Here is a 26,804-nt window from a genome sequence, read left to right as displayed (position 1 = left end):
GGACCCACATGATCGACTTCGACGACGACGAGCTGCGCGCGGCCGCGCGACGCATCGGCACGGACTTCAGCGAGGCGGAGAGGGAGGACTTCACGCGGCTCGCGCGGTGGATGGCCGCCCAGATCGACGATTTCCTCGCTGTGAGCGCACCTCTCCTCCCCCCGATCGACGCGGTCCCCGCCGAACGGATCACGGACACGGAGGCCACGACGGACACCGATCCGCTCAACGCCGTCGTCCGGTGGGTGGACGTGCACGCCGTCCCGTCGGCCGTGACCGGCGACCTCCTCGACGGCAAGCGCATCGGACTCAAGGACCTCATCAGCGTCGCGGGAGTGCCGCTGAGCGCCGCGAACCGGATCTTCGACGGCTTCGTGCCACGGGAGGACGCCCCCGTCGCGCGCCGACTCCTCGAGGCCGGGGCCCGGATCGTCGCGATGACGAACCTCGAAGGCATGGCGTGGGGCGGCGGCAGCGAGTCCGGCCGATGGGGCGCGTGCGAGAACCCGTGGGACCCGTCGCGGTCGACGGGCGGGTCCTCCGGAGGATCGGCCGCTGCCCTCTTCTACGACGGGGTCGACATCACCTTCGGCACCGACCAGGGCGGATCCATCCGGCTCCCCGCGTCGTGGTGCGGCGTCCTCGGCCTCAAGCCGACCCACTCTCTCGTCCCGTACCAGGGCATCGCGTCGCACGAGTTCACGTTCGACCACGTGGGCCCCATGACCCGGACGACGGAGGACATGGCGCTCGCGATGGCCGCCGTCGCAGGGCAGGCGCCCGGCGATCCCCGACAGGCGGCCGGCGTCCCCGACCTCCCCTTCCTGGAGGCCTGGGAGAGCGCCCCCGACTCGTTCGCCGGCGTCACGTTCGGCGTCCTGTCGGAGGCCGTCGAGGACTCGGACGGGTCGCCCGAGCGCGAGGCTGCTCTTGCCGCCTTCCGCTCGACCGTCTCGTCCCTCGAGGAGCTGGGGGCGACGATCGTGGAGATCTCGATCCCCGAGCACCGCGTCGGCGGCTCGATCATCTTCGGTGCCATGGTGGAGTCGGTCGCGACGACGCTGTCGTCCTTCGGAGACGGCTACCACTGGTCGGGCGCGCACTCGGTGGAGACGCGACTCGCCGTCGGGAAGGGACTCGCGGCGTTCGGCGCCGAGATGCCGCCGGCCTACCGCGCGTCGGCCGCCCTCGGCGAGCTCCTCCGCACGCGGTACTTCGGCACCGTCTACGCCCAGGCGCAGAACTCCATCCCCGCCGTCCGAGCCGCGTACGACGCCGCCCTCGCCACGGTCGACGCGATCATCATGCCGACGACGCCCACGACCGCGATGCGACGCACCCCGGAGGCCTCGATGTACGACACCCAGGTGCACTCCTTCTCGATGGCGGTCGACACCCCCACCCACAACGCGACGGGTCACCCGGCCCTGTCGATGCCCGCGGCCGAGGCCGACGGGCTGCCCCTCGGCGTGATGCTCGTCGGCAAGCACTTCACCGACCACGAGCTCATCGCCTTCGCCCGCACGTGGGAGAAGGCGCGGGGCTGGTTCCCCGCCGCAGCCCCCACCTTCCCGACGGCGCACTCGCCGTTCGCCACGACCACGACGGAGGTCTCGGAATGACGACGACGGATTCACCCACGAGCACGAACGCACCGGCGGGCACGGTCTCGCGCGAGGACATCGAGCGGTATGCCGGGGCCGCCGGCTTCCCGGTCGACGAGATCGACATCGACCAGCTCCACGGACTCGTCGAGTTCGTCTACGAGTCCGTCGAGCGGTTCCGTTCCGCGGCCGGGCGTCTCGTGCCGCCGCCGGCCCCGACGGCACCGCGCGACCCGGGACGGGTCGCCACACGCGACGAGGATCCCCTCAACGCCGTCGTGCGCTGGGTCGACATCGCCGGGGCGCCCGACGGCCCGCTCGCGGGCAAGCGGCTCGCGGTGAAGGATCTCGTCTCCGTCGCCGGCGTGCCGATGACCCTCGGCTCGGCGATCCCCTCCGACTACGCGCCGACGAGCGACGCCGTCGTGATCGAACGTCTCCTCGGCGCGGGAGCCCGCGTCGTCGCCATGACAAACCTCGAGAACCTCGCCCTGTCGGGCGGCGGCGAGACGAGCGCCTTCGGCCCCGTGCGGAATCCGTTCGATCCGACGCGCGCTGCGTCCGGTTCGTCCGGAGGATCCGCCGCCTCGCTCTCGTACGACACCGTCGACATCGCCATCGGCACCGATCAGGGCGGCTCCGTCCGCCTGCCGGCCGCATGGTGCGGCTACCTCGGGCTCAAGCCCACCTTCGGACTCGTGCCGTATACGGGCATCGCGTCGCTCGACCGTTCCGTCGACCACGTGGGTCCGCTCACGCGCACGGTGGAGGACATGGCGGCGATGATGGACGCGATGTCGGGGCCCCACCCGTCGGACCCTCGCCAGCCGCGCGACCAGCCGACCCTCGATTTCGCGGCGGCCGTCGCGGGCGCGGGCGACCGACTCGACGGTCTCCGCATCGGGATCGTCACCGAGGCGCTGGACGTCGGTGACGACGGCCACGAGGGACGCGTCGAGACCGTCGCCGCGTTCCTCGAGGCGATGGACCGACTGCGCGAGCTCGGGGCGGAGATCGTCGACGTGTCGATGCCCGAGCACGTGCTCGCGGGCGACGTCATGTTCGCCGCCCTCATCGAGGGGATCGCGGCGACGCACTGGTCGCACGGCGAGGCCCACAACTGGACGGGCAGTTACAACCCGGCGTTCGCCCAGGCGATGGCGAGGGGCTTCGCCGAGCGGGGTGCCTCCACGCCGATCACCTACCTCGCGATGGTGACGGCGGGCGAGCTCGTGCGCGACCGCTTCGATGGCACGGTCTACGGCGAGGCGCGGAACGCGAGCACGGCACTGCGCGCCGTGTACGACGACGCCCTGTCGTCCGTCGACGTGATCGCCATGCCCACCGCAACGCACTACGCCCACGAGATCGCTCCAGACGCCACCGCCGAGGAGATCGGGCGGCGCGGGTGGACGATGACCGGCAACACCCCGATTCACAACGTCACAGGACACCCGGCCCTGTCGATGCCGGCGGCCGCATCAGCCGGTCTCCCGGTGGGCGTCATGCTCGTGGCGAAGCACTTCGAGGACGACCGGCTCCTCGCGATCGCTCGCACCTACGAGCGCCGGTTCGGGTGGCTCCCAGAGCGCTGACGCGTCGCGGACTGTGTCGCCGAGAGGGCTGCATGTCCGTCGCCTTCAGCGGCGACCGGTCAGAGGTCGTGCAATTCGGCGGGGATATCTCGCCGAGAGTGGAGCACCCGCTGGACGCGCACGGCGTCGTCGTCGTCGGTGTAGAAGATGATGTACGGAAAGCGTCGAAGAGCAATGCTCCTGAGCTCGGCTATGCCCGTCTCGATCGCGAATCGGGTCGAGCCGATTGACGGGTGGGCGGCGAGGAGCTCCGTTGTGTCCTGAACGGCATCGACGAAATCGAGGGCCGCGGCATGCGCGCCCTCGTCGAGGTAGTGATCGACGGCCTCGTCGATGTCGAGGTAGGCACGCCGCGTCGAGACGACACGGCGGGTCACGCGAGGTCGGCTTCGGATCCGCGAATCCGCGAGCGCAACCCGTCGAAGTACTTGCTGTCGAGCTCGGGCCCGGGACCAGAGGTCATTCCGTCGACGATGAGGCCCCGCACCTGGGTGCGCGCCTGATCCCTGCGAATGAGATCACGTACGTACTCGCTGCTCGTGCCGTATCCACGCTCGCCGACCTGCGACTCGACGAAATCCTTGAGCCCATCCGGAAGGGAGACGTTCATGGTGGCCATCACCCCATGGTACGCCGACGATGGCAAACTTTGCCATCGTCGTTCCTCCGGTCAGCGCAGCGCGTGCTCGCTGATGTAGGCGCGGAGCGGGGCCTCGTCGTTGGCCATGTCGACCGTGCGCTGCGGGGCGTCGAGGAGCGCGCGCGTCGCGGGGTCGACCGGGGCGGTCGAGCCGAGAGCCTCCGCGAGCGTGTTCGCGAACTTCGGCGCCTTGGCCGTCTCGAGGACGAGCATGGGGACGCCGGTCTCGACGTACTCCCGCGCGACCTTCACGCCGTCGGAGGTGTGCGGGTCGAGGACGACGGCCACCGCGTCGGAGAACTCGCGGATCGTGGCGATGCGGTTGTCGTGGGTGCTCGTGCCGCTCACGATGCCGAACTCGGACTCGAACCGGTGCTTCTCCGCCGAGAGGTCGATCTGCCCTGTGGTGCGCAGCTCCTCCCACGCGGCGGCCGTGCGCTCCTGGTCGCGGCCGAGCAGCTCGAAGACGAAGCGCTCGAGGTTCGATGCGCGGGAGACGTCCATCGACGGGCTCGACGTCGCGAACGTCTTCTCAGCCGAGCGCGGGCTGTAGATGCCCGTGCGGAAGAAGTCGTCGAGCACGTTGTTCTCGTTGACCGCGAGTACGAGCCGGCGGATCGGCACACCCATGAGGCGCGCGTACTGGCCGGAGAGGATGTTGCCGAAGTTGCCGGACGGCACCGCGAACGACACCTCGAAGGCTGCGCGCTCGGACTCCGCGACCTCGTCGGTGGCGCGGAGCCACGCCCACACGTAGTACACGACCTGCGCCGAGATCCGACCGAAGTTGATGGAGTTCATGGCGCCCAGGTGGTGCTCGCGCTTGAACTCGATGTCCTCGGAAAGGCGCTTCACGAGGTCCTGGCACTCGTCGAAGACGCCGTCCACGACGATGTTGTGCACGTTCTCGTCGTGCAGGGAGTACATCTGCGCGCGCTGGTACTCACTCATGCGGCCCTTGGGCGACAGCATGAAGATCGCGAGGCGATCCCGTCCACGGACGGCGTGCTCGGCGGCCGATCCGGTGTCGCCGGACGTCGCTCCCAGCACGTTGAGGACTCGGTCCCTGTTCGTCAGGATGTATTCGAGTGCGCCGCCGAGGAACTGCATAGCGAGGTCCTTGAAGGCGAGAGTCGGGCCCTCGGACAGGCCGACGAGCGTGAGCCCCTCGCCGATGTCGCTGAGCGGCACGACCTCGGGGCTCGCGAAGCGGCCGGCGCCGTATGCGGACTCGCACAGCTGGCGCAGGTCGTCGCGCGGGATGTCGGTCGCGAACAGGCCGATCACCTCGGTGGCGAGCCCGATGTAGTCGAGCTCGCGCCACTCCTCGAGCATGCCGGCGTCGATGCGCGGCAGCTCGGCGGGAACCGCGAGGCCGCCGTTGGGCGCGAGGCCTTCGATGAGGACGTCGGTGTACTGCCCGAGCGAGCCGCCGCGGGTGGAGATGAACTGCACGATGGGTTGCCTCGGTCGCTTCGTCGATGGTCGATCGGTGGTCGCTCCCATTCTACGGACGCGTGGATGCGGCGCGGAGGCTGTGGTCAACGGGCGTCCGTCCGAGGCTGGCCGTCGTACGGTGAGAGGGCACCCATCCCCGGACGATCGGATCGACCACGATGACCTCTCCCAACCGCGCCCTCGTCCTCGTCGACGTGCAGATGCAGTACGTCGAGGGTCCGCTCGAGATCCGCTTCCCCCCGCACGCGGAGTCGGTCCCGCGCATCGCCGCGGCGATCGACGCCGCGACGGCCGCCGGGCTCCCGATCGTCGTCGTGCAGCACGACGCGGGCGCCGGCGCTCCGATCTTCGACCCGGAGACGCCGGCGTTCGCCCTGCACCCCGAAGTGGAGCAGCGGCGCACGGCGGAGTGAAAGGCCGTCACGAAGCAGTACGGCTCCGTCTTCGCGGACACGGACGTACACGCGTGGCTCCGTGAGCAGGGCGTCGACACCGTCACGCTCGTCGGCTACATGACCAACAACTGCATCCTCGCGTCGGCCGCGGAGGCCGAGCCGGTCGGGCTCGCTGCCGAGGTCCTCTCCGACGCCACGGGCGCGATCGACATCGTCAACGCGGCCGGCTCGGCGAGCGCGCGCACGGTCCACGAGATGCTCATGGCCCTGCTTCACTCGAACTTCGCGGCCGTCGCGACGACCGACGAGTGGGCGGCCGCCGTGAGGGACGGCCGCGCGCTCGCGCCCGACAACCTCATCGAATCCGCGGCTCGCGGCGCCGAGCGGTTCCCCGAGGGCTGACGAGGCTGGTGCGGCGGTCGTCCTGATCCCACCCCGCACAAACGAAAACGGCCCGCTTTCGCGAGCCGTTTCATTCTGTCTCAACCAGAACCTGCGCCAGCCGGTTACTCAGCTGGCAGAGTGCGCCCGGAGGGATTCGAACCCCCAACCTTCTGATCCGTAGTCAGATGCTCTATCCGTTGAGCTACGGGCGCAGTTTTCGGCTTTCGATGCGGTTTCCCGCTCGCAGGCCAGAGTAGAGACTATCAGGCGCACGGCGGCCTACGCCAATCGGGCTCAGCGAGCTCGACGCCCACGCGACATAAGCTGTGACGACCCCCTCCGGTGACAGATCGAGGACGTCCGCCATGACGCGTATCGGCCGCAATCCCGTGATCGGCGCCGCCCGCCTCACGAGTGTGCTGAGCGCCATCTTCGGCCTCGCGGTCGGTTCCGCCGTCTCCCGCATGACGGACGGTGCTGTCGGGTATGAGATCGCGGTGCTCGTGTCGGCGGCGGCGTTCTTCGGGCTCGTCTTCGGGATCGCAGCGCTGCTCCACCGTTCACTCGACTGGGACGAGCAGGCCGGCACCGTCTCGTTCTGGCGGCACACGGTGCCGCTCGCCTCGATCACCCGGGTGGAGCGCAGCCTGTCGGTGGGCGTCGGCACCTCCGTCTCCCTGAGCTACCGTTTCGTCTCCACCGAGGGACCGAGTGTGCGCATCCTCGTGGCGGGCCGTCCACTGAAGGGGCTCGATCACGAAGGTCTCGACTCGCTCCGCCGCCTCGTGGAGGCCGCACCGATCGCCGAACCGGCGCTCGTCGACGAGCTCACCGACGAGCACAACGTCCTCGTCGACGGACTCTCCGAGTCGGAAGGGCGCACAGCCGTCGGGAAACTCCTGCTGCTTCGCGAACTCGACCGCCTGATCGATCCTCGCGGCTAGACAGGCTGTAGCGGGAGGACCACGCGAGGGCCAACCGAGAGACATCGGGAACGCTTCGACGGGCGGGCCGACGGATCTCCCAGCCGGCGTGCGCGCCCGGCGCCCCGGATGGCACGCCGTCCTCCCGAACGGACGCGGCGCCCGCCCCTAGTCTGGGGCGACCACGTTCCGCACACCGAAGGACGACTCCTCATGACTCGCATCGGACGGAATCCCGCACTCGGGAGCATCCGCTTCATCGTCGTCGTGTGCGTGATCGGCGGGTTCCTTCTGGGCTCGCCGCTCACGCGCCTCACCGACGGGCAGGTGCCGTACCTGGCAGGGGCCGTCCTGTCGGTCGCACTGCTCCTCGCCGTGGTCTTCGGGCTCACGGCCATCCTGTATCGCCCACTGGCGTGGGACCCACGGGCGGGCACGGCATCGTTCGGAGGTCGGACGGTGCCGCTGGCGTCCGTCACACGCGCGGTCCGCGGGATATCCGCCGGCGTCGGCGCCGCCTACGTCACGTACCGCTTCTTCTCGACGGAAGGGCCGAGCGTCCGGGTGCTCATCGCCGGTCAGCCCTTGAAAGGACTCGATGCGGCGAGCGTGGCCGAGCTCATCCGGTTCATCGAGGCGGCGCCTATCGTCGAACCGCTCCGTCCGGGCGGCCTCACCGACCAGCAGGCGGCGCTCGCTGACGCGCTCACGGAATCGGGCGGGAAGTCCGACGCCGGCAAGCGGCTCCTGCTGGACGAGCTCCGCTCGATGCTCGCGGCGCAGAATCCCGATGCGCCGGTGGCTGCGGCCGCGGAACCGGAGGCGACCTCTGCCGACCCGCTCGCCCCTCCGATTCCGTTGGACGCTGCGGGGGTGGAGTTGCCCGAACGCCCGCGGATGTCGCAGCACGAGGCGGCGGACCTGGAACGGCAGTGGGAGGAAGACGACGCCGACGCCGCGCGGTACCTGCGGGCGCACCCTGTTCCGTTCATCACCCTGCGCCGCATCCTCGTCCTGCTGATCGTGGTCGCCGCCCTCGTCTCCGGCATCGCCCTCATGGTGGCGGTCGTCGCGGAGACCACGAGCGGCTCGCGGCTCGACGAGGACGCGAACGATCTCGCGGCTCTCTGGATCGTCGGACCCGGTCTCCTCGGCGTCGTCCTCTACCTCGTCTGGTGCGCGGTGGCGGACGCTCAGGTGCGCCGGCGACAGACCATCGCCTTCGCCTGGCTCGGAACGCGTGACCCGCAGCAGCGCACGCGGGGTCTCGCGACGCCGCTCCTCGCCGCGTGGGCGGAGCCGGCACCCGGCACCCGGTCTGCGCGAGCGCTCGGCTTCACCGGTTCGGTGATCGGCGGGCTGGCGTTCCTCATCGGGCTCATTCTCTTCTTCGACGACAGCGACGACCTGCTCGACCTGGGCGGCCCCCTCCTGGCGACCCTCCTCACCGTGATCGGCGGGGCGGTGCTCGCGGCCGGGATCGTGGGGCTGGTGTGGAGCTACCGCCGCCGGAGGGCGGGTGCTCGCGAGCTCGTCCTCCACGCGGGTTGGCGGCTCGACCCGCCGTTCGTCGCTGAGTAGCCTCGCGCTCTTCGAGGGCGCCAGTTACGTGCCGAGGGCGCCATGTGGGAGTGGCGCCCTCGCTCGGGAGTAGCCCTTTGGGTCACTTGAGGGAACCGGCGGTGAGGCCCGCGACGAGCCAGCGCTGGAGGAAGACCGCGGCGGCGAAGACGGGGATCACGCCGATGAGGGACGCGGCGGCGATCTTGCCGAAGTCCTGCACCCGCTCGCCGAGCATGAGGGACAGGATCACGGGCACCGTCTGAGCGTCCGGACCCTGCGTGAGGAACGTCGCGAACAGGAACTCGTTGTAGTTGAGCACCGCCACGATCACCCCGACAGCCACGAGCGCGGGCGTGAGGAGCGGGGTCACGACGCTCACGAGCACGCGCCATTCCCCCGCCCCGTCGATCTGCGCCGCCTCATCGAGCTCCACCGGAAGGCGGCGGACGAAGCCCTCGAGCAGCCAGATCGCGACGGCCGTGTTCGTGAGCGCGTAGACGAGGGTGAGGCCCGCGAGCGTGTTGTTCAGTCCGAGCACGCGCAGAAGGGTGAAGACGGGTACGATCGCGACGATCGGCGGCAGCAGCCACGGGCTCAGCACGAGCCCGGCGAGCGTGCGCCCGCCCGTGCGGTGACGCGCCATCGCCCAGGCGGCGGGGAGCGCGAACACGAGGGTGAGGGCGGCTCCGCCGAGCGACGCGACCACGGAGTTCACGATCGCACGCGGCAACCCCGACTCCGTGAACGCGGCGGCCCAGTTGCCCCAGGCCGGCGACGTCGGCACGAGCAGTCCAGCGGAGACCTGTCCCTGCGTCATGAGCGACACCGACAGGAGATACGCGAGCGGCACGAGCGCCGCCGCGAGCGACAGTCCAACCCATACCGCGGCGCCCCACGACCGCTTCTTCCGTCGCCTGATGGCGGGTATGATCGCCGGCCGGACGGGTTGAGCGTCCGAAGATGACACCTCACGGGTCTGGAGATCAGTCATGGTGGAGCCTCCGGGTGACGGCGACGACGGGGAGTGTCACGACGGTCACGACCACCGCGAGCAGAAGCGTGATGACGGCGGCACGTCCCACGTCGAACTGCTGCAGCGCCGCCTGCCAGATGAGGTAGGCGGGCATCGTCGTGGACTGGCCGGGGCCGCCCGACGTGAGGATGTAGACGAGGTCGAAGACTTTGAACGCGAGCACGAGACGGATGAGGAACGCGGCCCCGACCACTCCCGCGATCGCGGGCAGCGTGATGCTGCGGAACAAGCGGAAGCCATGCGCGCCGTCGAGCGCGGCCGCCTCGCCGATCTCGGTGTCCTGCCCGATGAGGGCCGCGAACACGAGCAGCACGATGAGCGGCGTCCACTCCCACACGTCGGCGAGCGCGACACCGAGGAACGCGAACACCGGGTGCGAGAGCACGGACACCGTCCCGCCGCCGGGGAACACGGCGCCGAGCACTGTGTCCACGAGCCCGCCCGACGGGTTGAAGACGAGCTTCCACAGGATGCCCACCACCACGGGTGGCGTGATCATCGGGAGGAGCAGCAGCGTGCGGACGATCGCGCCGGAACGAACCGAGCGCCACAGGGCGACGGCCGTCGCGACGCCGAGCACCACGCTCACGACCGCGACGAGCACCGCGTAGACGACGCCGCGGACGAGCGCGGCCGTCGCGTCGGCATCCCCCAGCACGCTCTCGAACGTGGCGGTGCCGACGAACTCCTGGAACGGGCGGCCGAGGCTCGATTCGGTGAACGCGGCGAGCGCGATGAAGACGAGCGGGTAGCCACCGAGGACGACGAGGGCGAGCACGGCGGGGGCGACGAAGACACGGCGCGTCCACGTCGTGCGGGGGCGCCGCCGGGGCGCACGGGACGGACCCGCGTCTCGGTTCTCACCGATCCGCGGGTCCGACTGGCGTGTGAGGGTGGCGGTCACCCGAGGAGGTCTTCCCACTCCGCCTGGACGCGGTCGAGGGTGTCCTGCGCGGAACCGCCCTCACCGGCGAGCAGCTTCGCGAGTTCGTCCGTGAGCACCTGCGCGGCCTCCGTGGCGTTCTCGCCGGTGGGCCACGCGAGGGCGCCGTCGAGCGTCGCGCGGTTGGCCTCCTGGATCTCCGGGTACTCCTCGCCGTACGTGGGGTCCTCGAGCGACGAGACGCGGTTCGGGTCGATGCCGGTGGGCGGGAGGGCCGTGAGGAGCTTCGCGTTCACCTCGGACGACGACGCGAACTCGATGAACTTCTGCGCGAGAGCGGTCTTCTGCGTGTTCGCGGAGATCACCCAGCTGAAGCCGGCGACGAGCGACGCGCGCGACTGGGTGTTGTCGCCACCGGTCGGCAGGAGCGTGACGCCCCACTTGTCGACGACCTCCGAGCCGCTCTCCGGGTCCTGCGAGCGCACGCCCAGGTCGGTCCAGTTCTCGATGAAGCCCACCTTGCCGGCGAACCAGGCGCTGTTGCCGGCACCGAAGTCGGTCTCGGCGGGGGTCGGCAAGGCGTAGTCGTTCACGTCCACGAGGGCCTGCGCGGCGGCGACGGCCTCCGGCGAGTTGATCGTGGGCTTGCCGTCCTCGTCGACGAACTCGCCGCCGAAGCCGGCGAGGCGGTTCGCGAAGCTCGCGCCGAGGATGAGGGGCGACTTCTGGCCGAACACCGCGGCGCCGTAGACGCCGTCTGCTCCCTCGTTCTCGGTGATCGTCTTCGTCTGCTCGAGGTACTCGTCCCACGTCTTCGGCGGGGTGTCGAAGCCGTTCCGGGCGAGGATCTCCTTGTTGTAGAAGAGCACGTGGGTGTCGCCGTCGAACGGGAGGCCGTAGGTCTTGCCGTCGACCTGGCTGTACGGCTCCCAGATGGACGGGATGAAGTCGTCGACGTCGATCGCATCGTTGCCGTCGACCCACTCGGTGAGGTCCTGGATGGCGCCGTCGGCCGCGAGGTCGCCGAGCGAGGTGTACCAGGGGGCGGCCACGTCGATCGTGTTGGCACCGGACTGCTGGTCGAGGGCGAGCTTCGAGCCGATCTCGTCGTACGGCACGATGACGGGCTTGATGATCGCGCCCGTCTCCTTCTCGAACTCGGTCGTGAGCCACTCGGCCGCGCCTTCGTGCGAGGAGATCATGAGCACGGACAGCTCCTGGCCGGTGAAGTCGCCGTCCTCGCCCCCGGCATCGGCTGAACCGCCGGCGCAGGCGGAGAAGGCGAGGGCGACGGTCGCGGCTCCGGCGACGAGCGCCACGCGGCGGGCGCGGCGTCCGAAGGGGGAACGGATCGTGGTCATGGGGGTCTCCTCGGAGATCGGGTGGGGTCGGAGCTCGCCACCGGAACGGGGCGCTGTCTGAGAAATGTAGGGACGCCGCGAGCCCGGCGGAAGCGGCGCCGTAAGACGGCGACACGATGTGACGAACTGTGTCGCCGAAGGTTTCGTCGTGTGTCGGCCGACCTCGCGGCGGCCCTCCGCTGCCCGGTAGCTTCGGCCCGGACGGCTCCGACGCGGAGCCTGTGTCCCGCCGCCTCCCGGAGTGCGGCACCCGAGTCCGAGCAGGAACTGGAGACAGCGAGATGGCTTCGCGCATCATCCTCAACGCGTTCGACATGAGCTGCGTGACGCACCAGGCACCCGGGCTGTGGAAGCACCCGGACAACCAGGCGCACCGCTACAACTCCCTCGACTACTGGGTGGACCTCGCGAAGCTGCTCGAGCGCGGCACGTTCGACGCCCTCTTCATCGCCGACGTCGTGGGCGTGTACGACGTGTACCGGCACTCCGCCGCCACGGCCCTCGAGGACTCGGCGCAGATCCCCGTCGGCGACCCGATCGTGCAGGTCTCGGCCATGGCGCACGCGACGGAGCACCTCGGCTTCGGTGTCACCGTCGCCTCGACGTACGAGCTGCCGTACGCGCTCGCCCGGCGCTTCTCCACGCTCGACCACTTCACGAAGGGCCGCGTGGGCTGGAACGTCGTGACCTCCTACCTCGACTCCGCCGCGAAGAACCTCGGCCTCGACAAGCAGATCGGCCACGACGACCGCTACGGCATCGGCGACGAGTTCCTCGACGTCACCTACAAGCTGTGGGAGGGGTCGTGGGAGGACGACGCCGTGGTGATCGACCGTGAGCGCGGCGTCTACACCGACCCCACGAAGGTGCACCCCATCGCGCACGACGGCGAGTACTTCCGCGTGCCCGGTGTGCACCTCTCCGAGCCGAGCCCGCAGCGCACGCCCGTGATCTTCCAGGCCGGCGCCTCGTCGCGTGGCCGCGAGTTCGCGGCCAAGCACGGAGAGGCCATCTTCATCAACGGCCTCAAGCCGGAGCTCACACGCCGCATCACGGACGACATCCGCGACCGGGCCGAGCAGATCGGTCGTCCGCGCGACAGCGTGAAGATCCTGACGCTCGCGACCGTCGTCGTCGCGGACACCGATGAGGAGGCGCAGGCGAAGTACGACGCGTACCGGCCCTACGTGAGCCTCGACGGCGCACTCGCCCTGTATGGCGGCTGGTCGGGACTCGACCTCTCGCAGTACGACCCCGACGAGCCGCTCAAGTACGTCGACACGGACGCCGCCCGCTCGGCTCTCGCGATCTTCACCCAGTACGACTCGGAGCGCGAGTGGACCCCTCGCGACATCGCGCACTACGTGGGGATCGGCGGCATCGGACCCGTGATCGTCGGAAGCCCGACGACGGTCGCCGACGAGCTCGAGCGGTGGATCGAGGTGGGCGGCATCGACGGCTTCAACCTCGCGTACGTCGTCACACCCGGCACCTTCGAGGACGTCGTGGAGCTGCTCATCCCGGAGCTCCGCCGCCGCGGCCGCGTGTGGGACGAGTACCCCGAGGGCACGCTGCGCAGTCGCCTCAACGGAACGGACTCTCCCGTCGTGCCCGAGTGGCACCCCGCCCACGCGTACCGCGGCGCCTACGTCGACAAGCCGAGCGCGGCCGACGACACCGCACCGTCCCTCTTCTCCGCTTCGCTCGAGACCCAAGGAGCCTGACGTGACCGACACGACCATCGACCGCATCGCGACGGCCCGTTCCCCGTGGAGCGGCACGGCGTCTCGCGAGGAGCTCGCGCACTGGCGCGGCGTCGCCGAGCGTGTGGCCGCGACCCTCGGAGAGGACGCCCTCGCCCGCGACCGCGCCAACCTCGACCCCACCGCGGAGCTCGACCTGCTCCGCGAGAGCGGGCTCGTGAACCTCCTCGACCCCGCCGAATACGGCGGTGGCGGAGGCCACTGGGAGTCGGCGTTCCTCGCGGTCCGCATCCTGTCGCGCACCGACGCGTCGATCGCGCAGGTCCTCGCGTACCACTACATCAACTCAGGCAACATCGGCTTCAACACCGATCCCGCGAAGCGCGCCGACTGGTACCGCCGCACGGTCGAGGGCCGCTGGGTGTGGGGCGACTCGGTGAACCCCACCGACCCGAACCTGCTCCTCACCCCGGACGGCGACGGCTACCGCCTGAACGGCCTGAAGCGATTCTCCACCGGAGCCTCCGCCGGCGACGTCGTGCTCGTGAACGCGATCGTGCAGGGCGGCGAGCTCGACGGCCGCTTCCTCTTCTTCGCGCTCGACCACGACCGCGACGGCGTCTCGTACCTCGGAGACTGGGACGCGCTCGGCCAGCGTCTCTCGGCGAGCGGCTCTGTGCGCTTCACCGACGTGGTCGTCTCGCCTGACGACATCCTCGGCGTCGGTACGGAGGAGCCCTTCTCCACCCTCATCACCCCGGGCATCCAGCTCGCGTTCGGCAACCTCTACCTCGGCGTCGCGGAGGGCGCGCTCGCACAGGGGCTCGACATCACACGTGCCCGCCCCGCCGCGTGGTTCCTCAGCCAGGCGGACTCGTACCGGAACGACCCGTTCGTACAGCGCGTCGTCGGCGAGTTCTCGTCGAAGATCGCCGCCGTCGAGGCTCTCGCCGACCGTGCCGGTCGCGCGTTCGACGAGGTCATCGCGCTCGGCGACGGCGTGACGGCGGAGATCCGTGGGGAGATCGCGATCGAGATCGCGAAGCTCAAGGTCGTGTCGACCGACGTCGGCATCGAGGTGTCGAACCGGATCTTCGAGATCACGGGGTCGAGCTCCGCGAAGGCGTCGACGGGTCTCGACCTGTTCTGGCGCAACGTGCGCACCCACTCCCTCCACGACCCGGTCGACTACAAGAAGCTCGAGGTGGGCGCGTACGTGCTCAATGGCGAGCTCCAGCCGATCTCCCTCTACACGTAGGAGCCCGCGATGACGCAGACACACACCGACCACACGCTCCGCGCACCGTCCTCGGAAACGGAAGCGGCTTCGGTCGCCCACCACACGGGCCCCGAGCCTGTCGACGGGCCCGCCTCGGGAATCGGACCCGCTGCACCGACCCGGCTCGACGCCGTGCTCGCGCGGCTGCGTCCCGTGTTCGACCGCATCGCGGAGGGCACGATCGCGCGCGAGCAGGACCACGCGCTCCCGGTGGAGCCCGTTCGCTGGCTCGTCGACGCGGGCTTCGCCCGCCTCCGCGTGCCCACCGACTTCGGTGGCGACGGCCTCACCATCCCGGAGCTCGCCGAGGTGCTCGTGGAACTCGCGGCCGCCGACTCGAACCTGCCGCAGATCTTCCGTGGCCACATCGCGTTCGTCGAGGACCGCCTCCAGGCGGCGCCCGGCGGCGAGCGTGACTCGTGGCTGCGCCGATTCGCCGCGGGCGAGATCGTCGGCAACGCATGGAGCGAGACGGGTGCCGGTGCGCTCGGCACGTCGCAGACGAAACTCGAACGCCGCGGCGACCGCTGGGTGCTGAACGGCCGCAAGTTCTACACGACGGGCAGCATCTTCGCGGAGTGGACCGACGTGACAGCGGACCGCGACGGTGAGGCCGTCACGGCGATCGTCCGCACGGGCCAGCCGGGTGTCGCGATCTCGGACGACTGGGACGGCTTCGGCCAGCAGCTCACCGGAACGGGCACGATCGTGTTCACCGACGCCGAGGTCGAGGACGCGCACGTGGCGCTCTTCGACGACCGCTTCCGCTACCAGACCGCGCTCTACCAGCTCGTGCTCCTCGCGGTGCTCGCGGGCGTCGCCGCGGCCACCGAGCGCGACACCGCGCAGGCGATCCGCGAGCGGACCCGCGTGTACAGTCACGGCGTCGCATCGCTCGTGCGGGACGACGCGCAGATCCAGGCGGTGGTGGGCGAGATCTCGTCCGTCGCCTACACCGCCCGCACGCTCGTCCGCGGCGTGGCCGAGGCCGTGCAGGGCGCGGCCGACACGGCACACCTGCGCGACAGTGACGAGGACCTCGCGGCGAACGTGCTCGCGGAGATCCGTTCGGCGCAGGCCCAGGTGGTGCTGTCGGAGTCGGTGCCGCGGGCCGCGACCCTCGTCTTCAACACGCTCGGCGCATCGGCGACGAGCCGCGCGAAGGCGCTCGACCGTCACTGGCGCAACGCCCGTACCGTCGCCTCCCACAACCCCGTGATCTACAAGGCACGCATCGTGGGCGACTGGTCCATCAACGGCACGCCCCCGCCCTTCATCTGGAACATCGGCACCGCCCCCACCCCCTCCTGACGAAAGGGCTACTCCCGAGCGAGGGCGCCACCTAGATGTGGCGCCCTCGGGACGTATCTGCAGCCCTCGACGACGCGCCGCACACCCCAAAGCCCTCACACGGACTGGACCCTGTCAGGGAGCGGGCAGACCATGCAGTCGGTGGTCCTGACCGCTTACGTCGAGCCGGCCGACTGACGAACACCCGACGGTGCGAGCCCGTCAGACCGCTGAGTCCTTCATCGCCAGCTCCAGGGCGAGTTCCATACTCCGGAGGCGGGCGGGTGAGAAGTCGTACGGCATCTTCCCGATGGCTCCGACGGCGCTCATCGAGTCGGGCCCACGGCCGGAGGCGCGACCGGAGGCGCGGCCGGCCTCGCCGCCGCCCTCGTCGGGTTCGGGATGCGCGGCGTCCCATGCGTCGAACATCGCCTCGTCCTCCTGGGTCTGACCGGACGCCTCGATGACCGCGTGGAGCGACTCCTCGAACCTCTGGCGTTCGGCGGCCACCTGCGCCACACGCGGGTCGTCGACGGCGACCGAATCGTCGAGGGCCTTCTCCGCCGCGTCGACGCGGTCGGATTCCTTCCGGAGCTCCGGGTGTCGGGCGAGGGCGACGAAACGGCCGGCCTGGACGGCCGCGCCGAGTGGACCGAGAATCCGCTCCGTCACCAGCAGGGTGTCCAGGTCCTCCTGCCGCAACGAGCCCTCCGGCAGGCCCTCGAGGCGACCGGAGACGAGATCGGAGAGGAGCCCCATCCGGCTGCCCCGCGTGCGCATGCGCTGGACGGCGGAGCGCTGCCGCCGCAGTTCCTCCTCCTGGGCGGCGAGGGTGTGGTCCAACCGTTCCAGGACGCCCTCGATGTCCCGCGTACTGTCGGCATCGGACGGAGCGGCGTCCGCGGCCGCATCACGGATGTCGCTCAGGGCGATCCCGGCGTCGGCCATCGTGCGGATCCACAGCAATCGGATCATGTCCTCATAGCCGTAGCGACGACGACCGTCACTGCCGCGCTCGGGCTCGGGGAGCAGACCGATCGCGTGGTAGTGACGGATCGCCCGCGGTGTCGTGCCGACGAACGCGGCCGCGTCGCCGATCCTGACCTGACGTGGGGTGAACGGGAACATCGTAGGAGCCCTCCTCAAGAAGCCGGACGTGAATCCACTGCATCACATGACGCTGCGGAAGGTGCAACTCGAGTTCTGATGCATCGGGCCGTGCACAGACGGACGACGAGCCCGCCCTGGTGACCACGCCCTCGTCGCGCACGTCCTGAGAATCGACACCGCCCGTCCTCGGCAGCTCTAACCGGACGACGCACACTCGAATCAACAGCGGTGCGCCGCACGCATCGATCGTGCGCGGGATCGCGGCGATACGACCAGATCCGTCTCCGTGGCCCACGAACTGGGTACACCCCGCGACGGCTCAGGTACCTCAGCAGACACACTGGCGAAACATAGCGTCCCTAGGTTGAAACGACAGCCCCTCCGGCCGCTCAGGCCACCGCACCGCTCTCCATCCGGCACACCTCCCGGCCTCGGCGCGTGCGTTTCGTCGTTCCATCGTGCCCTCGAACGAAAGAGACCTCCGTGTTCACACGTGTCGTGGCCGGAGCGAGCAGCGTCATCGTTGCCGCATCAGCCGTCTTCCTGTCCGCCCCATCGGCCTTGGCCGATCCCGGCATCCTCGATGCCCCGACCGTTCCCATCGTCCGCACCGACGGCGGCGTCGCGCTGCCCACGAGCTACCCCGTGCAGCCGACGCTCACCGAAGTGCCGGCCGACCCCACCGACGCCTCCCTCTTCCGCGGAGCCGTGCCCTATGCCGACATCGCCCCGAAGGTCAACGACCTCATGGCCGAGAGCGAGTACGTCTCCGCCCAGGTGATCGGCCAGTCCGAGCAGGGCCGTGACCTCTACCTCGTCACCGTCACGGCGCCCGAGACCGCTGAGGAGACCGCGCAGCAGACAGCATGGCGCGACGCGATCAAGCACACCCCGGGCGTCGCGGCCGAGAGCGCCGCCATCGCCGACGGCTACAAGCTGCCCATCTGGTTCAACTCGAACATCCACGGCAACGAGTGGGAGGGCACGGACGCGACGCTCAACTACATCGAGCAGCTCGTCGACACGTCGGGCGAGCCGGAGGTGAAGGAGCTCCTCGAGACCACGCGCCTCTACTTCACCGTCTCCGCGAACCCGGACGGCCGCTTCAACGGCACCCGCGCCACCGCGAACGGCTACGACCCGAACCGCGACTTCATCACGAACGCGACGAACACGACAACGGCGCTGCGCGACATCACCGGGCGCATCCAGCCCACCTACTTCGTGGACCTCCACGGCTACACCGGCATCCTGCAGGTCGAGCCGTGCGGGCCGCCCCACGGCGAGAACTACGAGTACGACCTCTTCCTGCCGCACGCCTACTCCGCCGCCCTCGCGGTGGAGGAGGCCGTCGCCGAGGCGGACATCCCGGGCAACACGTACGACGACGGCGCTGGCAACCCGACCACGACCAACACGGGCAAGATCCTGATCCCCTACCGCGACATCCGCGAGGGCTGGGACGACTGGCCCCCGATCTTCGCCCCGCAGTACGTGGCGTACCAGGGCGCGATCACGAACACCGTCGAGCTGCCCCTCGGACGCTCAAACGACCCCGAGACGAGCAAGAAGAACTCCGCGATCGACACCGAGGTGGCCGAGGTCGTCATCGACTCGATCATCGAGTACGTCGTCGACAACCGCGACCCGCTGCTCGCGAACCAGATCGAGATCTTCGACCGCGGCGTGACCGGCGCCGAGCAGACCCCGATCCCCGCGGACGTCGCCCCCGAGGACCTCGCCCCCGGCGTTCCCACCGAGTGGACCGACATCTGGGACGAGACGGACATCTACAACGCCACGTTCCCGCGCGCCTACGTCATCCCCGTGGACGGCTCTCAGCGCTCGCGCTCCGACGCCGAGCAGCTCGTGGAGCAGCTCCTCGTGAACGACGTCGAGGTCACCCGCGCCACCGCTCCGTTCACGGCGGACGGCACGACCTACCCGGCCGGCACGTTCCTCGTGGACATGCACCAGCCGCTGCGCGGTCTCGCCAACGTGCTGCTCGCCGACGGGACGGACATCTCCGACCGCATCTCCGAGATGTACGACATCTCCGCGTGGAGCCTCTCACTCCTCTGGGGCGCTGATGTCGTGTCTGTCGGCGACACCACCGACGCGGCCGTGACCGTCGCGGTCGAGCCGGTGACCGAGGTCGACCTCGGCGGTTCGGTCGCCGACGGCGGCCCGTACCTCGCTCTGGAGCCCGCTGGCACCGCCGAATGGCAGGCCGTCACGGCCCTGCTCGACGCAGGCATCCCGCTCTCGCAGCTCGAGGACGGAACGGTCGTGCTCGGCAAGGACGCGGCGAGCCGCGCCGCCGCCGAGGAGGCCGCCTCCCTGTTCGGGGTCGACTTCACGGCGACCGACGGACTCGCGCTCCGGGAGGAGTCGACGACGTCGCTCCGCTCGCTCTCCGTGGGATACACGACGACCGACGACCGTGACGTGCTCCTCAAGCTCGGCTTCGACGAGCCCGTGCTTGTGAGCGCCGCGCTCGTCACCTCGGGCGCCGTGGACCTCTCGACCCTCGACGTGCTGTTCCTCGGTGGCAACCTCAGCTTCACCGGCCAGAACGCTGCGGGAGCCGAGAAGCTCACCGCGTACCTCGCGGCCGGAGGCGACGTCGTCGCCCGCGGCAGCGGCGGCGCGACGTTCGCGAACACGAACGGGCTCGCCCAGGTCACCGCGACCACGGGCACGAGCGGATCGAACGGCATCGTGCGCGTCGACACCCCCGAGGGCAGCGTCTTCGGGCCGGACACCGCCGACACCGCGTTCATCTACCCGGCCACGTGGTTCGTAGGGCTCGGCGACGATGTCACCGTGGAGCAGAGCTACGCGAGCGACGTGTTCGTCTCGGGCCACTGGGCCACCTCGGACGGCCGCTCCCCCGCGGACGCGGCGGGACAGGCGTCGGCGATCTCGTCGGAGACGGAGGCGGGCAGCCGCTTCTTCCTCTTCGGCACGTCGCCCACCTTCCGCAACCACCCGGTCGGGCAGTTCGGCGACATCGCGAGCGCGCTCTACTGGTCGGCCGGACCCGGCACGGCCGTCGTGCCGCCGATCACGGAAGAGGACCTCACGGAGGACACCCGCGGCGGCGTGAGCGTTCCCGCCGAGGCCACGGCGGGCGACACCATCACGGTGACGGTCGACGCATCCCTCGCGGAGCAGGAGCTCACGGCGACACTCTTCTCCGAGCCCGTCGGCCTCGGCACGCACGTCGTGTCGGCCGCCGGCACCTTCGAGGTGACGATCCCCGCCGACACGACGGCGGCCGTCCACCGCGTGGCCGTGGAGGACGCGACCGGCGCGCTCATCGGCTGGGACGACCTCACGGTCCTCGCCGCCGAAGTGCCGGGAGAGGAGCCCGGAACGGGTGAGCCGGGAACCGGTGAGCCGGGCGCGGGCGACCCCGGCGACGGGGCCGCCGGTCCCGGCGAGGGTGTCGCGGTGACGGGTGCGAACGATGCACTCCCCGTGATCGGCCTCGCGAGCGCGCTGCTGCTCTTCGGAGCGTGCCTCGTGGTCGCGAAGCGCATGCGCCGAGCGAGCGAGGGTGTGACCGAGGAGTAGGAACCCGCTCGGATCGACCGACGCCCGGTCGTGGGACAGCCGTCCCGCGACCGGGCGTCGTCGTGTTCCAGTGTGGTCGCCGTTACTCCTGGGCGGGCGTCGTCGCCTCGACGATCGGGACCACGGGATGCGCGTCGAGAGCGGCGATCTGGCGCTTGAGGGCCACCTGGCGGTACGACGCGTCGATCAGTTCGGCGATGAACGTCCAGTCCGTCTCGGGCGACTCGTCCACGTCAGCACCGATCCATCCGCCCGGGCCGAAGTACGGCGGCACGAAGATGCGGGGCAGTTCGAGCAGGGCTCGCCGCTCCTCCGCGTCCGGCTTCACGACGATCGCGTGCGGACGCTGCATCGACGACCCGAGGGTGACGAAGATCTTCTTCCCCGCGCGGAACGTGGGACGCCCCCACGCCATGACCTCGGCGGACTCGGGGTACGGAGCGCACAGCGCGCGGACGCGCGCGACCACCGGGTCGCCCTCCTCGAAGAGCAGCGGGTGTTGCCGTTCCATGCGGAGAGGCTACAGCCCGCCGCCGACGTCGGACGCGGTCGAGGGATCAGGCGCCGGCGAGCGAGTAACCGGCCTCCGCGATCGCGGCCTCGACGTCGGCCGATGCGAGCGGGCGCGAGACGGTGACGTCCACGCGGGAGACGCCGCCCGCGTTCAGGTCGACGTCCACACCCTCGACGCCGTCGATCGCCGACAGCTCCTCGGTGACGGCGGAGACGCAGTGGCCGCACGTCATGCCGGCGACGAGGTACTCCTCGTGGAGGGTGGGGGCGGATTCGGTCGAGCTCATGGTGCACCTCGCGGATCGTGGGCACTCCATCGAGTACCCGGGTGGGGTATCTACGATACGCCCACGTCCACGATCGAGCAACGCCGCCCCGGGCACGTCGGCTCGGGGCGGCGGGTCGGCTCGGGATCAGCGCGAGGCGAAACCGCGGCGACGCGCGATCACAAGGGTCGCGCCGAGGGCCAGCAGGAGGGCGGCGAGCGTGCCGCCGGCCCAGACGATGCCGCCATCGGTTCCGGTGACGGCCAAGCCGCCCCCGTCCGCCTCACCGGTCGAACCGTCCGTCGGATCGGCCGGAGTCGTCGGTCCCGTCGGATCCGTGGGATCGGTCGGATCCGTGGGATCCGTCGGGTCGACCGGCGGGTCCGTCGGGTCGACCGGCGGGTCCGTGGGGTCCGTGGGTTCCACCAGCCCGGCGATGGCAGCCCGCAGCCCCTCAGCCGCCGCGGTGTAGGTCTCGAACGACGCACCCTCGTCCACGGCGCGCGCCGCGTCGAGCGCTGTCGCCAGCGCCGCCACGCTCTCCGGCGAGTACGGAGCGGTGTCGATCGCCTCGGCCTGCTCGATCAGACCCGGGAGCTGCCGGACGACCTTCCACACCATCTGCTCGGTCGCAGCCGTCAGGATGCGCGCTGCCGCATCGGCCTCGGGCTGCGTCACGTCGGGGTCGGCGGCGACGCGCTCGGCCTCGTCGAGAGCGGAGCGGAGCACCGCCACATCGATGGCGACGTAGCGCTCCTCATGCTCAACGATCGCCTGGGCGCCGTCGATGGCGGCCCGCAGCGTCGTGAGGTCGGCGGGCGGCACCTCTCCCTCCTCCGGCGCGAACTCGAACCAGTCCAGGTTGGACACGTACTGGTAGGACTGGCCGGGGACGGGATCGGAGTGCATCACGACCACGAGGGTGTGACGACCGGACACGGCCTCCGCGAGATCGACGGTCGTGGTCACGTAGGTGCCCCACCCGCCGGTCTTCGGCAGCGCGACCTCGCCGACCTTGTTCGCCTCGCTCGGCTCGTCGAGGTAGAACTCGAGTCGCGGATTCGCTCCGACCCGCTCGTCGCGTGTGGACGTGCGCACCGTGAGCGACGTCAGCTCGCCCCGTCCGAAGTCGACGTCGGCGTAGGTGAGCCGTCCGCCGTCGTAGGTGCCTCCCACATTGCCGGTCGGGCTCGTGCCCTCCGCGACGAGGGAGCCGCCACTCGACCCGGTGAAGGCCTCGGCCTCGACGCGGACCGGATCGACCGCGACAGCCTCGGACGCCGCCAGGAGCGTCACCCGATCGATGGAGATCGTGCCCGGGTCGAGGCGCAGGCTCAGTGTGGGGTCCCAGCCCGCGAGCTGCTCGGCCGTCAGCTGCGAACCGAGATCACCCGAGCGGAGCTTCCGCCACGTGCCGTCCTCCTCGATCCACGACGTGATCACACCGTCCGACACGACCGTCGCGAAGCGGTCTCCCGGATTCCAGACCACGCCCGTCGAGGTACCCGCGCCGATGTCCTTGCCCTGCCCGTCGACGACCACATCCATGCCGCTCTCGGTTCGCGTGTTGTTGAACCAGCTGTGCGCGCGGTTCGACGGTCCGTCGGTGAGGCCGATGAACAGGCTGTCCTCCGCCGCCTTCGTTCCGGCGAAGCTCTTCGGCTCGACGATCAGGGCGAAGTCCTCCCCGCCGCTCGCGGGGAGTGCGATGTGACTCCACCGCCGGCCGTCGGCCGTTGCCTCGAGCGCGCCATCGGCGGTGTCGACGGAGACGTCGGCCGAGGCCTCGCTTCCGTCACCGAACACGGTGTACTCCGACAGTCGATCCGTCGAGAAGTCGTCGTCGAAGCGGACCTCCCCGTAGAGCGTGCCGTCGAGGCGCACTTCGTCCGACGTGTCGGCGATCGTCAGGCCCGCAGCCGCGCGGGTCAGGGTCGTGTGCGCGGAGTGCAACTGCTCGTCCGTCGCCTGGTCGTTCGCGAGGGCGGTCTTCGCAGCATCCCGTGCAGCCGTGAAGGTGTCGAACGAGCTCGTCGTGTATGCGCCCTTCACGACGAGGTCGGCCTCCTCGACGAGGGCGGTGAGCTTGGCGCGCCACTGCTGGTCGACGGCGAGTGTGAACGAGCCGAGGCCCGAGATGCCGTCTCCGCTGACCTCAGTCGCGAGAGCGCCGACGAACGCCGCGTCGGTGAACGCGAGCGCGAATCGTGCGCGCTGGAGGTCGCCGAGCGATCCCCGCAGCCGGAGGTCGATCGTCGTCGCGTCCCGCTTCACCGCGGTCGCGGTGACGCCGGCGGGGAGGCCCGGGACGGTGAGCACGCCATCAGCCACGAGGTCCCGTCCATTCACGCCGGCGAACGCCGCACCGCTGATCGTGAGCGCGACCGACGTGTCGACGGTGCCGTCGGCCGACGCCGTGAGCGCCGTCTTCTCTGCGTGCAGCGCGGCACCATCGAACGTGACCTTGAACGCGAACGAGCGCGTCCCGGTGGACGGCTTCTTGGAGAAGGCCGCGTCGGCGACGCTCAGCTCGAGGTCGTCGATGCTGTCGAGTGCGCCGTGCGTCTCCGCCTGGCCCGTGAGCGCGAGCGTCACTCCGCGGTCGCCGGTCCGCGTCGCCACGAGGTTCAGACCCGCCGGCACGTTGTCGGCCGAGATCGCTCCGGTTGCCGCGAGATCGTCGCCGTTCGTGCCGGCGAACGCGCCGTTCCGCAGCGTCAGCGCGATCTCGTCGCCGACCGAGCCGTCCCCGGCCTCACTCTCGCTGAACTCGCGAGAAGCGACAGAGATCGCGCTCGTCGGGTCGTAGACCGAGCTCGGGAGGACGTCGCTCAGCGACGACGCCGACACCCCATCGGCCGCCCAGTCGGAGGCCTCATCGCCCATCTCGAACGCGAGCTCGCCTCCGGCGGTGAGCTGGTCGTACGTGACCCACGTCCGCTCGAAGTCCTGGCCGTTGAGAGTGGCCGACTGGATGTAGTAGTCGTCGGGCGAGACGCCGTTCGCGCTGATGTCGAACGTGCGGCCCGACTCGTAGCTGATCTGCACATTCTCGAAGAACGGCGTGCCGATCTGGTACGAGTCGGAGCCCGCCTGCACCGGGTAGAGCCCGAGCGCCGCCGCGACGAACGTGGCCGACATGGCCCCGGTGTCGTTGTCCTGCGTGGGCAGGAAGCCCTGCGGCGAGTTCTTGTAGACCTTGGTCTTGATCGGGGGTCGGAACTCGCCGCCGCTCGTCGGGTACTCCCCCGTGGACCCGGTGGCGATGTACCGGTTCCACGTCTCCTTCGTATAGAGGGAGCGCACCCAGTGCTGCGTCTTCGAGGGCGCGCCCACGTAGTTGAAGAGGTAGGGCACCTGCAGATCGGTCTCGTTGGCGCTCGAATACAGCATGCGTGAGCCGTCGTCGGGTGCCTGCTCACCGAACATGAAGCTCAGTGCCGAGAGGGTCTCGTCCTGGCCGCCCATGAGGTCGATCATGCCGCCCATGTCGCTCGCGACCGTCCAGTTGTACTGCCAGAGCGTGCCCTGGTAGACGTTGCCGGCCTCGAACGCCTCCGGGTTCGCGTTCACCCACGAACCGTTCGCATCCCTCGGGAACACGAGTCCGGCGGTGTCGCCGCCTGCGACGGTCACCGCGTCCTTCTTGTAGAGGTTCGTCCAGTTCGCCGCGCGCAGCCGGAAGCCGTCGGCCTCCTCGGTCCGACCGAGGGCGTCGGCGATCGTCGCGAGCGCCGTGTCGTCGTAGGCGGCCCCGAGGGTGTCGTCGACCTCGTTCGGGATGTAGCCGCGCTTGACGTTGTCCGGGTCGGCATAGCCTCCGGCGGATTGCGACACGAGAGCGGGCCACGCGTTTTCGAGGCCGCGCAGCTCGGCGCCCTTGGCGACGGCGTCGGCGATCACCACGGCTGCGCGCTCGAACCGTACCGTGGGGACGGAGTGGACCACACCGGACAGCGAGCTCTTCCCACTCGTCGCGAAGGACGCGTAGAGGTCGACGAGCGACTGCGCCATGTCGCGGAAGACCTCGGGATACCCGATCGCGAGCACCTCGAACTTGCGGAAGTCGTCCCAGGTGCCCCACCCGTCGTAGTGCGTGTATCCGTCGGCCTCATGGATCTCGCCGTCGAGACCGCGATAGGTCCCGCTCGTGCTCGTCGCGTTCACGGGCTGACCGAACATGCGGTAGAGATGCGTGTAGAAGAGCTCCTGCAGATCGCCGTCCGGGTCGCTCGTCTGAGAGGCGCTCACGGCGAGGCGGCCGAGGATCTCGTTCCAGTCCGCCTTCGTGTCTGCGCGCACGTCCTCGAACGCGCGGTCGCCCATCTCGACCGCGAGGTCGGTCTTCGCCTGCGCCGCGCTGATCGGGGAGATCGCGACCTCGAGGCCCACCTGCTCGCCCGCATCGACGTCGAATTCGAGCACGGCGCCGAGGTTGGTGCCGTCCTGGTGCGTCGCGGAACCGAGCGAGCCGGAGGCGCCCCAGGTGCGGACGGACGACGTCGCGTCCGTCGTCTCGACGTAGTAGTACATCGCGTAGTCGTAGCCGTTGAAGTGGCCGGCGATCTTCCCGCTCAGCGCCACGCGCCCGTCGGCGAGCGTCGTGACGTCGATCGACGCGTCGTTACGGCGCGTGAAGTTGTTGCGCAGGTCGACGACGAGCGAGGCCTTTCCGGCCTGGGGGAACGTGTAGCGCTCCTGGCCGGTGCGGACGTCCGTGGTCGCCTCGGCGAGGATCGGGCCCTTGTCGGTCTCGAGCTCCACGCCGTAGTAGCCGGGCTCGGCGTCCTCGGCGTCGTGGCTGTAGTCCTTGGCGTACGACTCGGTCGTGGGGACGTTCGCGTAGCTCGTGTAGGTCGGCACGACGAGCAGATCACCGCCACCGCCCGACCCTCCCACGCCGTCGAGATTCGTGTGGGTGAAACCGGCGATCTGGTCCTCGGCGTAGTCGTAGCCGCTGTGGGAGCGACCCGGCGTCGTCATGGGGTTGATCTTGACGATCGAGCTGGGGGCGGAGGCTCCCGGCATGTCCTGCCCGAAGTCGTCCTCCGTGGAGATGAACGCGTCGACCAGGTCGGCGTAGTCGATGCCCTCGGCGGGCGAGGGGGCGGCGATCGCGGAGGCCGGCACGAGGCCGGATGCGAGGACCGCGGCGAGCAGCCCTCCGGCCAGGAGGCGTCGGGAACGAGGTGACGTGGACATGGGTGGCGGGTTCTCCCGGGTGG

The 26,804-nt window shown here is 70.1% G+C and carries 18 protein-coding genes, 1 tRNA gene and 1 pseudogene; 9 read left to right on the top strand and 11 right to left on the bottom strand.

Annotated elements, in window-relative coordinates:
* The first annotated feature begins 8 nt into the window (after positions 1-8).
* Both CLV49_RS09730 and CLV49_RS09725 read left to right on the top strand, forming a co-directional pair.
* Positions 9-1,622: an amidase family protein gene (locus CLV49_RS09730; protein ID WP_106563368.1), complete on the top strand. Its 1,614-nt coding sequence runs from the start codon at positions 9-11 to the stop codon at positions 1,620-1,622.
* Positions 1,619-3,199, top strand: coding sequence for an amidase family protein (locus CLV49_RS09725; RefSeq protein WP_106563367.1), 1,581 nt, complete (start codon positions 1,619-1,621; stop codon positions 3,197-3,199). Before CLV49_RS09730 ends, CLV49_RS09725 begins: the two co-directional genes overlap by 4 nt.
* Positions 3,200-3,258: 59 nt before the next feature.
* Here CLV49_RS09725 and CLV49_RS09720 read toward each other — a convergent pair whose 3' ends face one another.
* The 3 genes from CLV49_RS09720 to thrC are packed head-to-tail and all read right to left on the bottom strand — an operon-like array spanning position 3,259 to position 5,294.
* The gene (locus tag CLV49_RS09720; RefSeq protein WP_106563366.1) at positions 3,259-3,576 is read right to left on the bottom strand and encodes a type II toxin-antitoxin system RelE/ParE family toxin; all 318 of its coding nucleotides are present in this window, start codon (positions 3,574-3,576) and stop codon (positions 3,259-3,261) included.
* Complete coding sequence (locus CLV49_RS09715; protein ID WP_106565001.1) at positions 3,573-3,818, bottom strand: ribbon-helix-helix domain-containing protein; 246 nt, start codon at positions 3,816-3,818, stop codon at positions 3,573-3,575. Before CLV49_RS09715 ends, CLV49_RS09720 begins: the two co-directional genes overlap by 4 nt.
* A 51-nt stretch (positions 3,819-3,869) precedes the next feature.
* Entirely contained in the window at positions 3,870-5,294 is a 1,425-nt protein-coding gene (gene thrC / locus CLV49_RS09710; protein WP_106565000.1) for a threonine synthase, read from the bottom strand.
* Positions 5,295-5,455: 161 nt separating this feature from the next.
* Between thrC and CLV49_RS09705 the strand changes: the two are divergent.
* Positions 5,456-6,094: pseudogene (locus CLV49_RS09705) on the top strand (isochorismatase family protein).
* Positions 6,095-6,215: 121 nt separating this feature from the next.
* Here CLV49_RS09705 and CLV49_RS09700 read toward each other — a convergent pair.
* Positions 6,216-6,288: transfer RNA gene (locus CLV49_RS09700), tRNA-Arg, on the bottom strand.
* Positions 6,289-6,441: 153 nt separating this feature from the next.
* Between CLV49_RS09700 and CLV49_RS09695 the strand changes: the two genes are divergently transcribed.
* Together CLV49_RS09695 and CLV49_RS09690 are read left to right on the top strand one after the other, a co-directional pair.
* Complete coding sequence (locus CLV49_RS09695; protein WP_106563365.1) at positions 6,442-7,020, top strand: hypothetical protein; 579 nt, start codon at positions 6,442-6,444, stop codon at positions 7,018-7,020.
* A gap of 192 nt (positions 7,021-7,212) precedes the next feature.
* Positions 7,213-8,580: a hypothetical protein gene (locus CLV49_RS09690; protein ID WP_106563364.1), complete on the top strand. Its 1,368-nt coding sequence runs from the start codon at positions 7,213-7,215 to the stop codon at positions 8,578-8,580.
* An 82-nt stretch (positions 8,581-8,662) separates the two neighbouring features.
* Here CLV49_RS09690 and CLV49_RS09685 read toward each other — a convergent pair whose 3' ends face one another.
* From CLV49_RS09685 to CLV49_RS09675, 3 genes are read right to left on the bottom strand one after another with little or no spacing between them, the layout of a single operon-like run.
* The gene (locus CLV49_RS09685; RefSeq protein WP_106563363.1) at positions 8,663-9,553 is read right to left on the bottom strand and encodes a carbohydrate ABC transporter permease; all 891 of its coding nucleotides are present in this window, start codon (positions 9,551-9,553) and stop codon (positions 8,663-8,665) included.
* A complete protein-coding gene (locus tag CLV49_RS09680; protein WP_243696627.1) occupies positions 9,546-10,499 on the bottom strand; it encodes a carbohydrate ABC transporter permease in 954 nt (317 codons plus the stop codon). The genes CLV49_RS09685 and CLV49_RS09680 overlap by 8 nt, the downstream gene beginning before the upstream one ends.
* A complete protein-coding gene (locus CLV49_RS09675; protein WP_106563362.1) occupies positions 10,496-11,839 on the bottom strand; it encodes an ABC transporter substrate-binding protein in 1,344 nt (447 codons plus the stop codon). The genes CLV49_RS09680 and CLV49_RS09675 overlap by 4 nt, the downstream gene beginning before the upstream one ends.
* Positions 11,840-12,120: 281 nt before the next feature.
* On the opposite strand from CLV49_RS09675, the gene CLV49_RS09670 reads away from it, so the two are divergent.
* From CLV49_RS09670 to CLV49_RS09660, 3 genes are read left to right on the top strand one after another with little or no spacing between them, the layout of a single operon-like run.
* Positions 12,121-13,563: an LLM class flavin-dependent oxidoreductase gene (locus tag CLV49_RS09670; RefSeq protein WP_106563361.1), complete on the top strand. Its 1,443-nt coding sequence runs from the start codon at positions 12,121-12,123 to the stop codon at positions 13,561-13,563.
* Between the two features lies 1 nt (position 13,564).
* The gene (locus CLV49_RS09665; RefSeq protein WP_208019799.1) at positions 13,565-14,800 is read left to right on the top strand and encodes an acyl-CoA dehydrogenase family protein; all 1,236 of its coding nucleotides are present in this window, start codon (positions 13,565-13,567) and stop codon (positions 14,798-14,800) included.
* 9 nt (positions 14,801-14,809) lie between these two features.
* Positions 14,810-16,132: an acyl-CoA dehydrogenase family protein gene (locus CLV49_RS09660; RefSeq protein WP_106563360.1), complete on the top strand. Its 1,323-nt coding sequence runs from the start codon at positions 14,810-14,812 to the stop codon at positions 16,130-16,132.
* A gap of 201 nt (positions 16,133-16,333) precedes the next feature.
* Here the strand turns inward: CLV49_RS09660 and CLV49_RS09655 are convergent, their stop codons facing one another.
* Positions 16,334-17,239, bottom strand: a complete 906-nt coding sequence (locus CLV49_RS09655; RefSeq protein ID WP_106563359.1) for a MerR family transcriptional regulator — start codon at positions 17,237-17,239, stop codon at positions 16,334-16,336.
* Positions 17,240-17,704: 465 nt separating this feature from the next.
* Here CLV49_RS09655 and CLV49_RS09645 point away from each other — a divergent pair, with 465 nt between their 5' ends.
* Positions 17,705-20,800 (top strand): M14 family zinc carboxypeptidase, encoded by a 3,096-nt coding sequence (locus CLV49_RS09645; RefSeq protein ID WP_158261941.1) that lies wholly within the window; start codon positions 17,705-17,707, stop codon positions 20,798-20,800.
* An 82-nt stretch (positions 20,801-20,882) separates the two neighbouring features.
* Here the strand turns inward: CLV49_RS09645 and CLV49_RS09640 are convergent, their stop codons facing one another.
* From CLV49_RS09640 to CLV49_RS09630, 3 genes are all read right to left on the bottom strand, one after another.
* A complete protein-coding gene (locus CLV49_RS09640; protein WP_106563356.1) occupies positions 20,883-21,311 on the bottom strand; it encodes an MmcQ/YjbR family DNA-binding protein in 429 nt (142 codons plus the stop codon).
* Positions 21,312-21,357: 46 nt separating this feature from the next.
* Positions 21,358-21,600, bottom strand: a complete 243-nt coding sequence (locus CLV49_RS09635) for a heavy-metal-associated domain-containing protein (protein WP_208019800.1) — start codon at positions 21,598-21,600, stop codon at positions 21,358-21,360.
* Between the two features lie 126 nt (positions 21,601-21,726).
* Entirely contained in the window at positions 21,727-26,781 is a 5,055-nt protein-coding gene (locus tag CLV49_RS09630; RefSeq protein WP_106563354.1) for a glycoside hydrolase domain-containing protein, read from the bottom strand.
* Between the last annotated feature and the right edge of the window lie 23 nt (positions 26,782-26,804).

It is taken from the genome of Labedella gwakjiensis (assembly GCF_003014675.1).
Taxonomy (GTDB): Bacteria; Actinomycetota; Actinomycetes; order Actinomycetales; family Microbacteriaceae; genus Labedella; species Labedella gwakjiensis.
This window is presented reverse-complemented; position numbering and strand designations above follow the sequence as displayed.

What these genes read in the sequence shown, in the direction of transcription:
- CLV49_RS09730 (WP_106563368.1), top strand. Translation starts at nt 9, where the DNA reads ATGATCGACTTCGACGACGACGAGCTGCGCGCGGCCGCGCGACGCATC.
- CLV49_RS09725 (WP_106563367.1), top strand. Translation starts at nt 1,619, where the DNA reads ATGACGACGACGGATTCACCCACGAGCACGAACGCACCGGCGGGCACG.
- CLV49_RS09715 (WP_106565001.1), bottom strand. Translation starts at nt 3,818, where the DNA reads ATGGCCACCATGAACGTCTCCCTTCCGGATGGGCTCAAGGATTTCGTC.
- CLV49_RS09695 (WP_106563365.1), top strand. Translation starts at nt 6,442, where the DNA reads ATGACGCGTATCGGCCGCAATCCCGTGATCGGCGCCGCCCGCCTCACG.
- CLV49_RS09690 (WP_106563364.1), top strand. Translation starts at nt 7,213, where the DNA reads ATGACTCGCATCGGACGGAATCCCGCACTCGGGAGCATCCGCTTCATC.
- CLV49_RS09685 (WP_106563363.1), bottom strand. Translation starts at nt 9,553, where the DNA reads ATGACTGATCTCCAGACCCGTGAGGTGTCATCTTCGGACGCTCAACCC.
- CLV49_RS09675 (WP_106563362.1), bottom strand. Translation starts at nt 11,839, where the DNA reads ATGACCACGATCCGTTCCCCCTTCGGACGCCGCGCCCGCCGCGTGGCG.
- CLV49_RS09670 (WP_106563361.1), top strand. Translation starts at nt 12,121, where the DNA reads ATGGCTTCGCGCATCATCCTCAACGCGTTCGACATGAGCTGCGTGACG.
- CLV49_RS09660 (WP_106563360.1), top strand. Translation starts at nt 14,810, where the DNA reads ATGACGCAGACACACACCGACCACACGCTCCGCGCACCGTCCTCGGAA.
- CLV49_RS09655 (WP_106563359.1), bottom strand. Translation starts at nt 17,239, where the DNA reads ATGTTCCCGTTCACCCCACGTCAGGTCAGGATCGGCGACGCGGCCGCG.
- CLV49_RS09640 (WP_106563356.1), bottom strand. Translation starts at nt 21,311, where the DNA reads ATGGAACGGCAACACCCGCTGCTCTTCGAGGAGGGCGACCCGGTGGTC.
- CLV49_RS09635 (WP_208019800.1), bottom strand. Translation starts at nt 21,600, where the DNA reads ATGAGCTCGACCGAATCCGCCCCCACCCTCCACGAGGAGTACCTCGTC.
- CLV49_RS09630 (WP_106563354.1), bottom strand. Translation starts at nt 26,781, where the DNA reads ATGTCCACGTCACCTCGTTCCCGACGCCTCCTGGCCGGAGGGCTGCTC.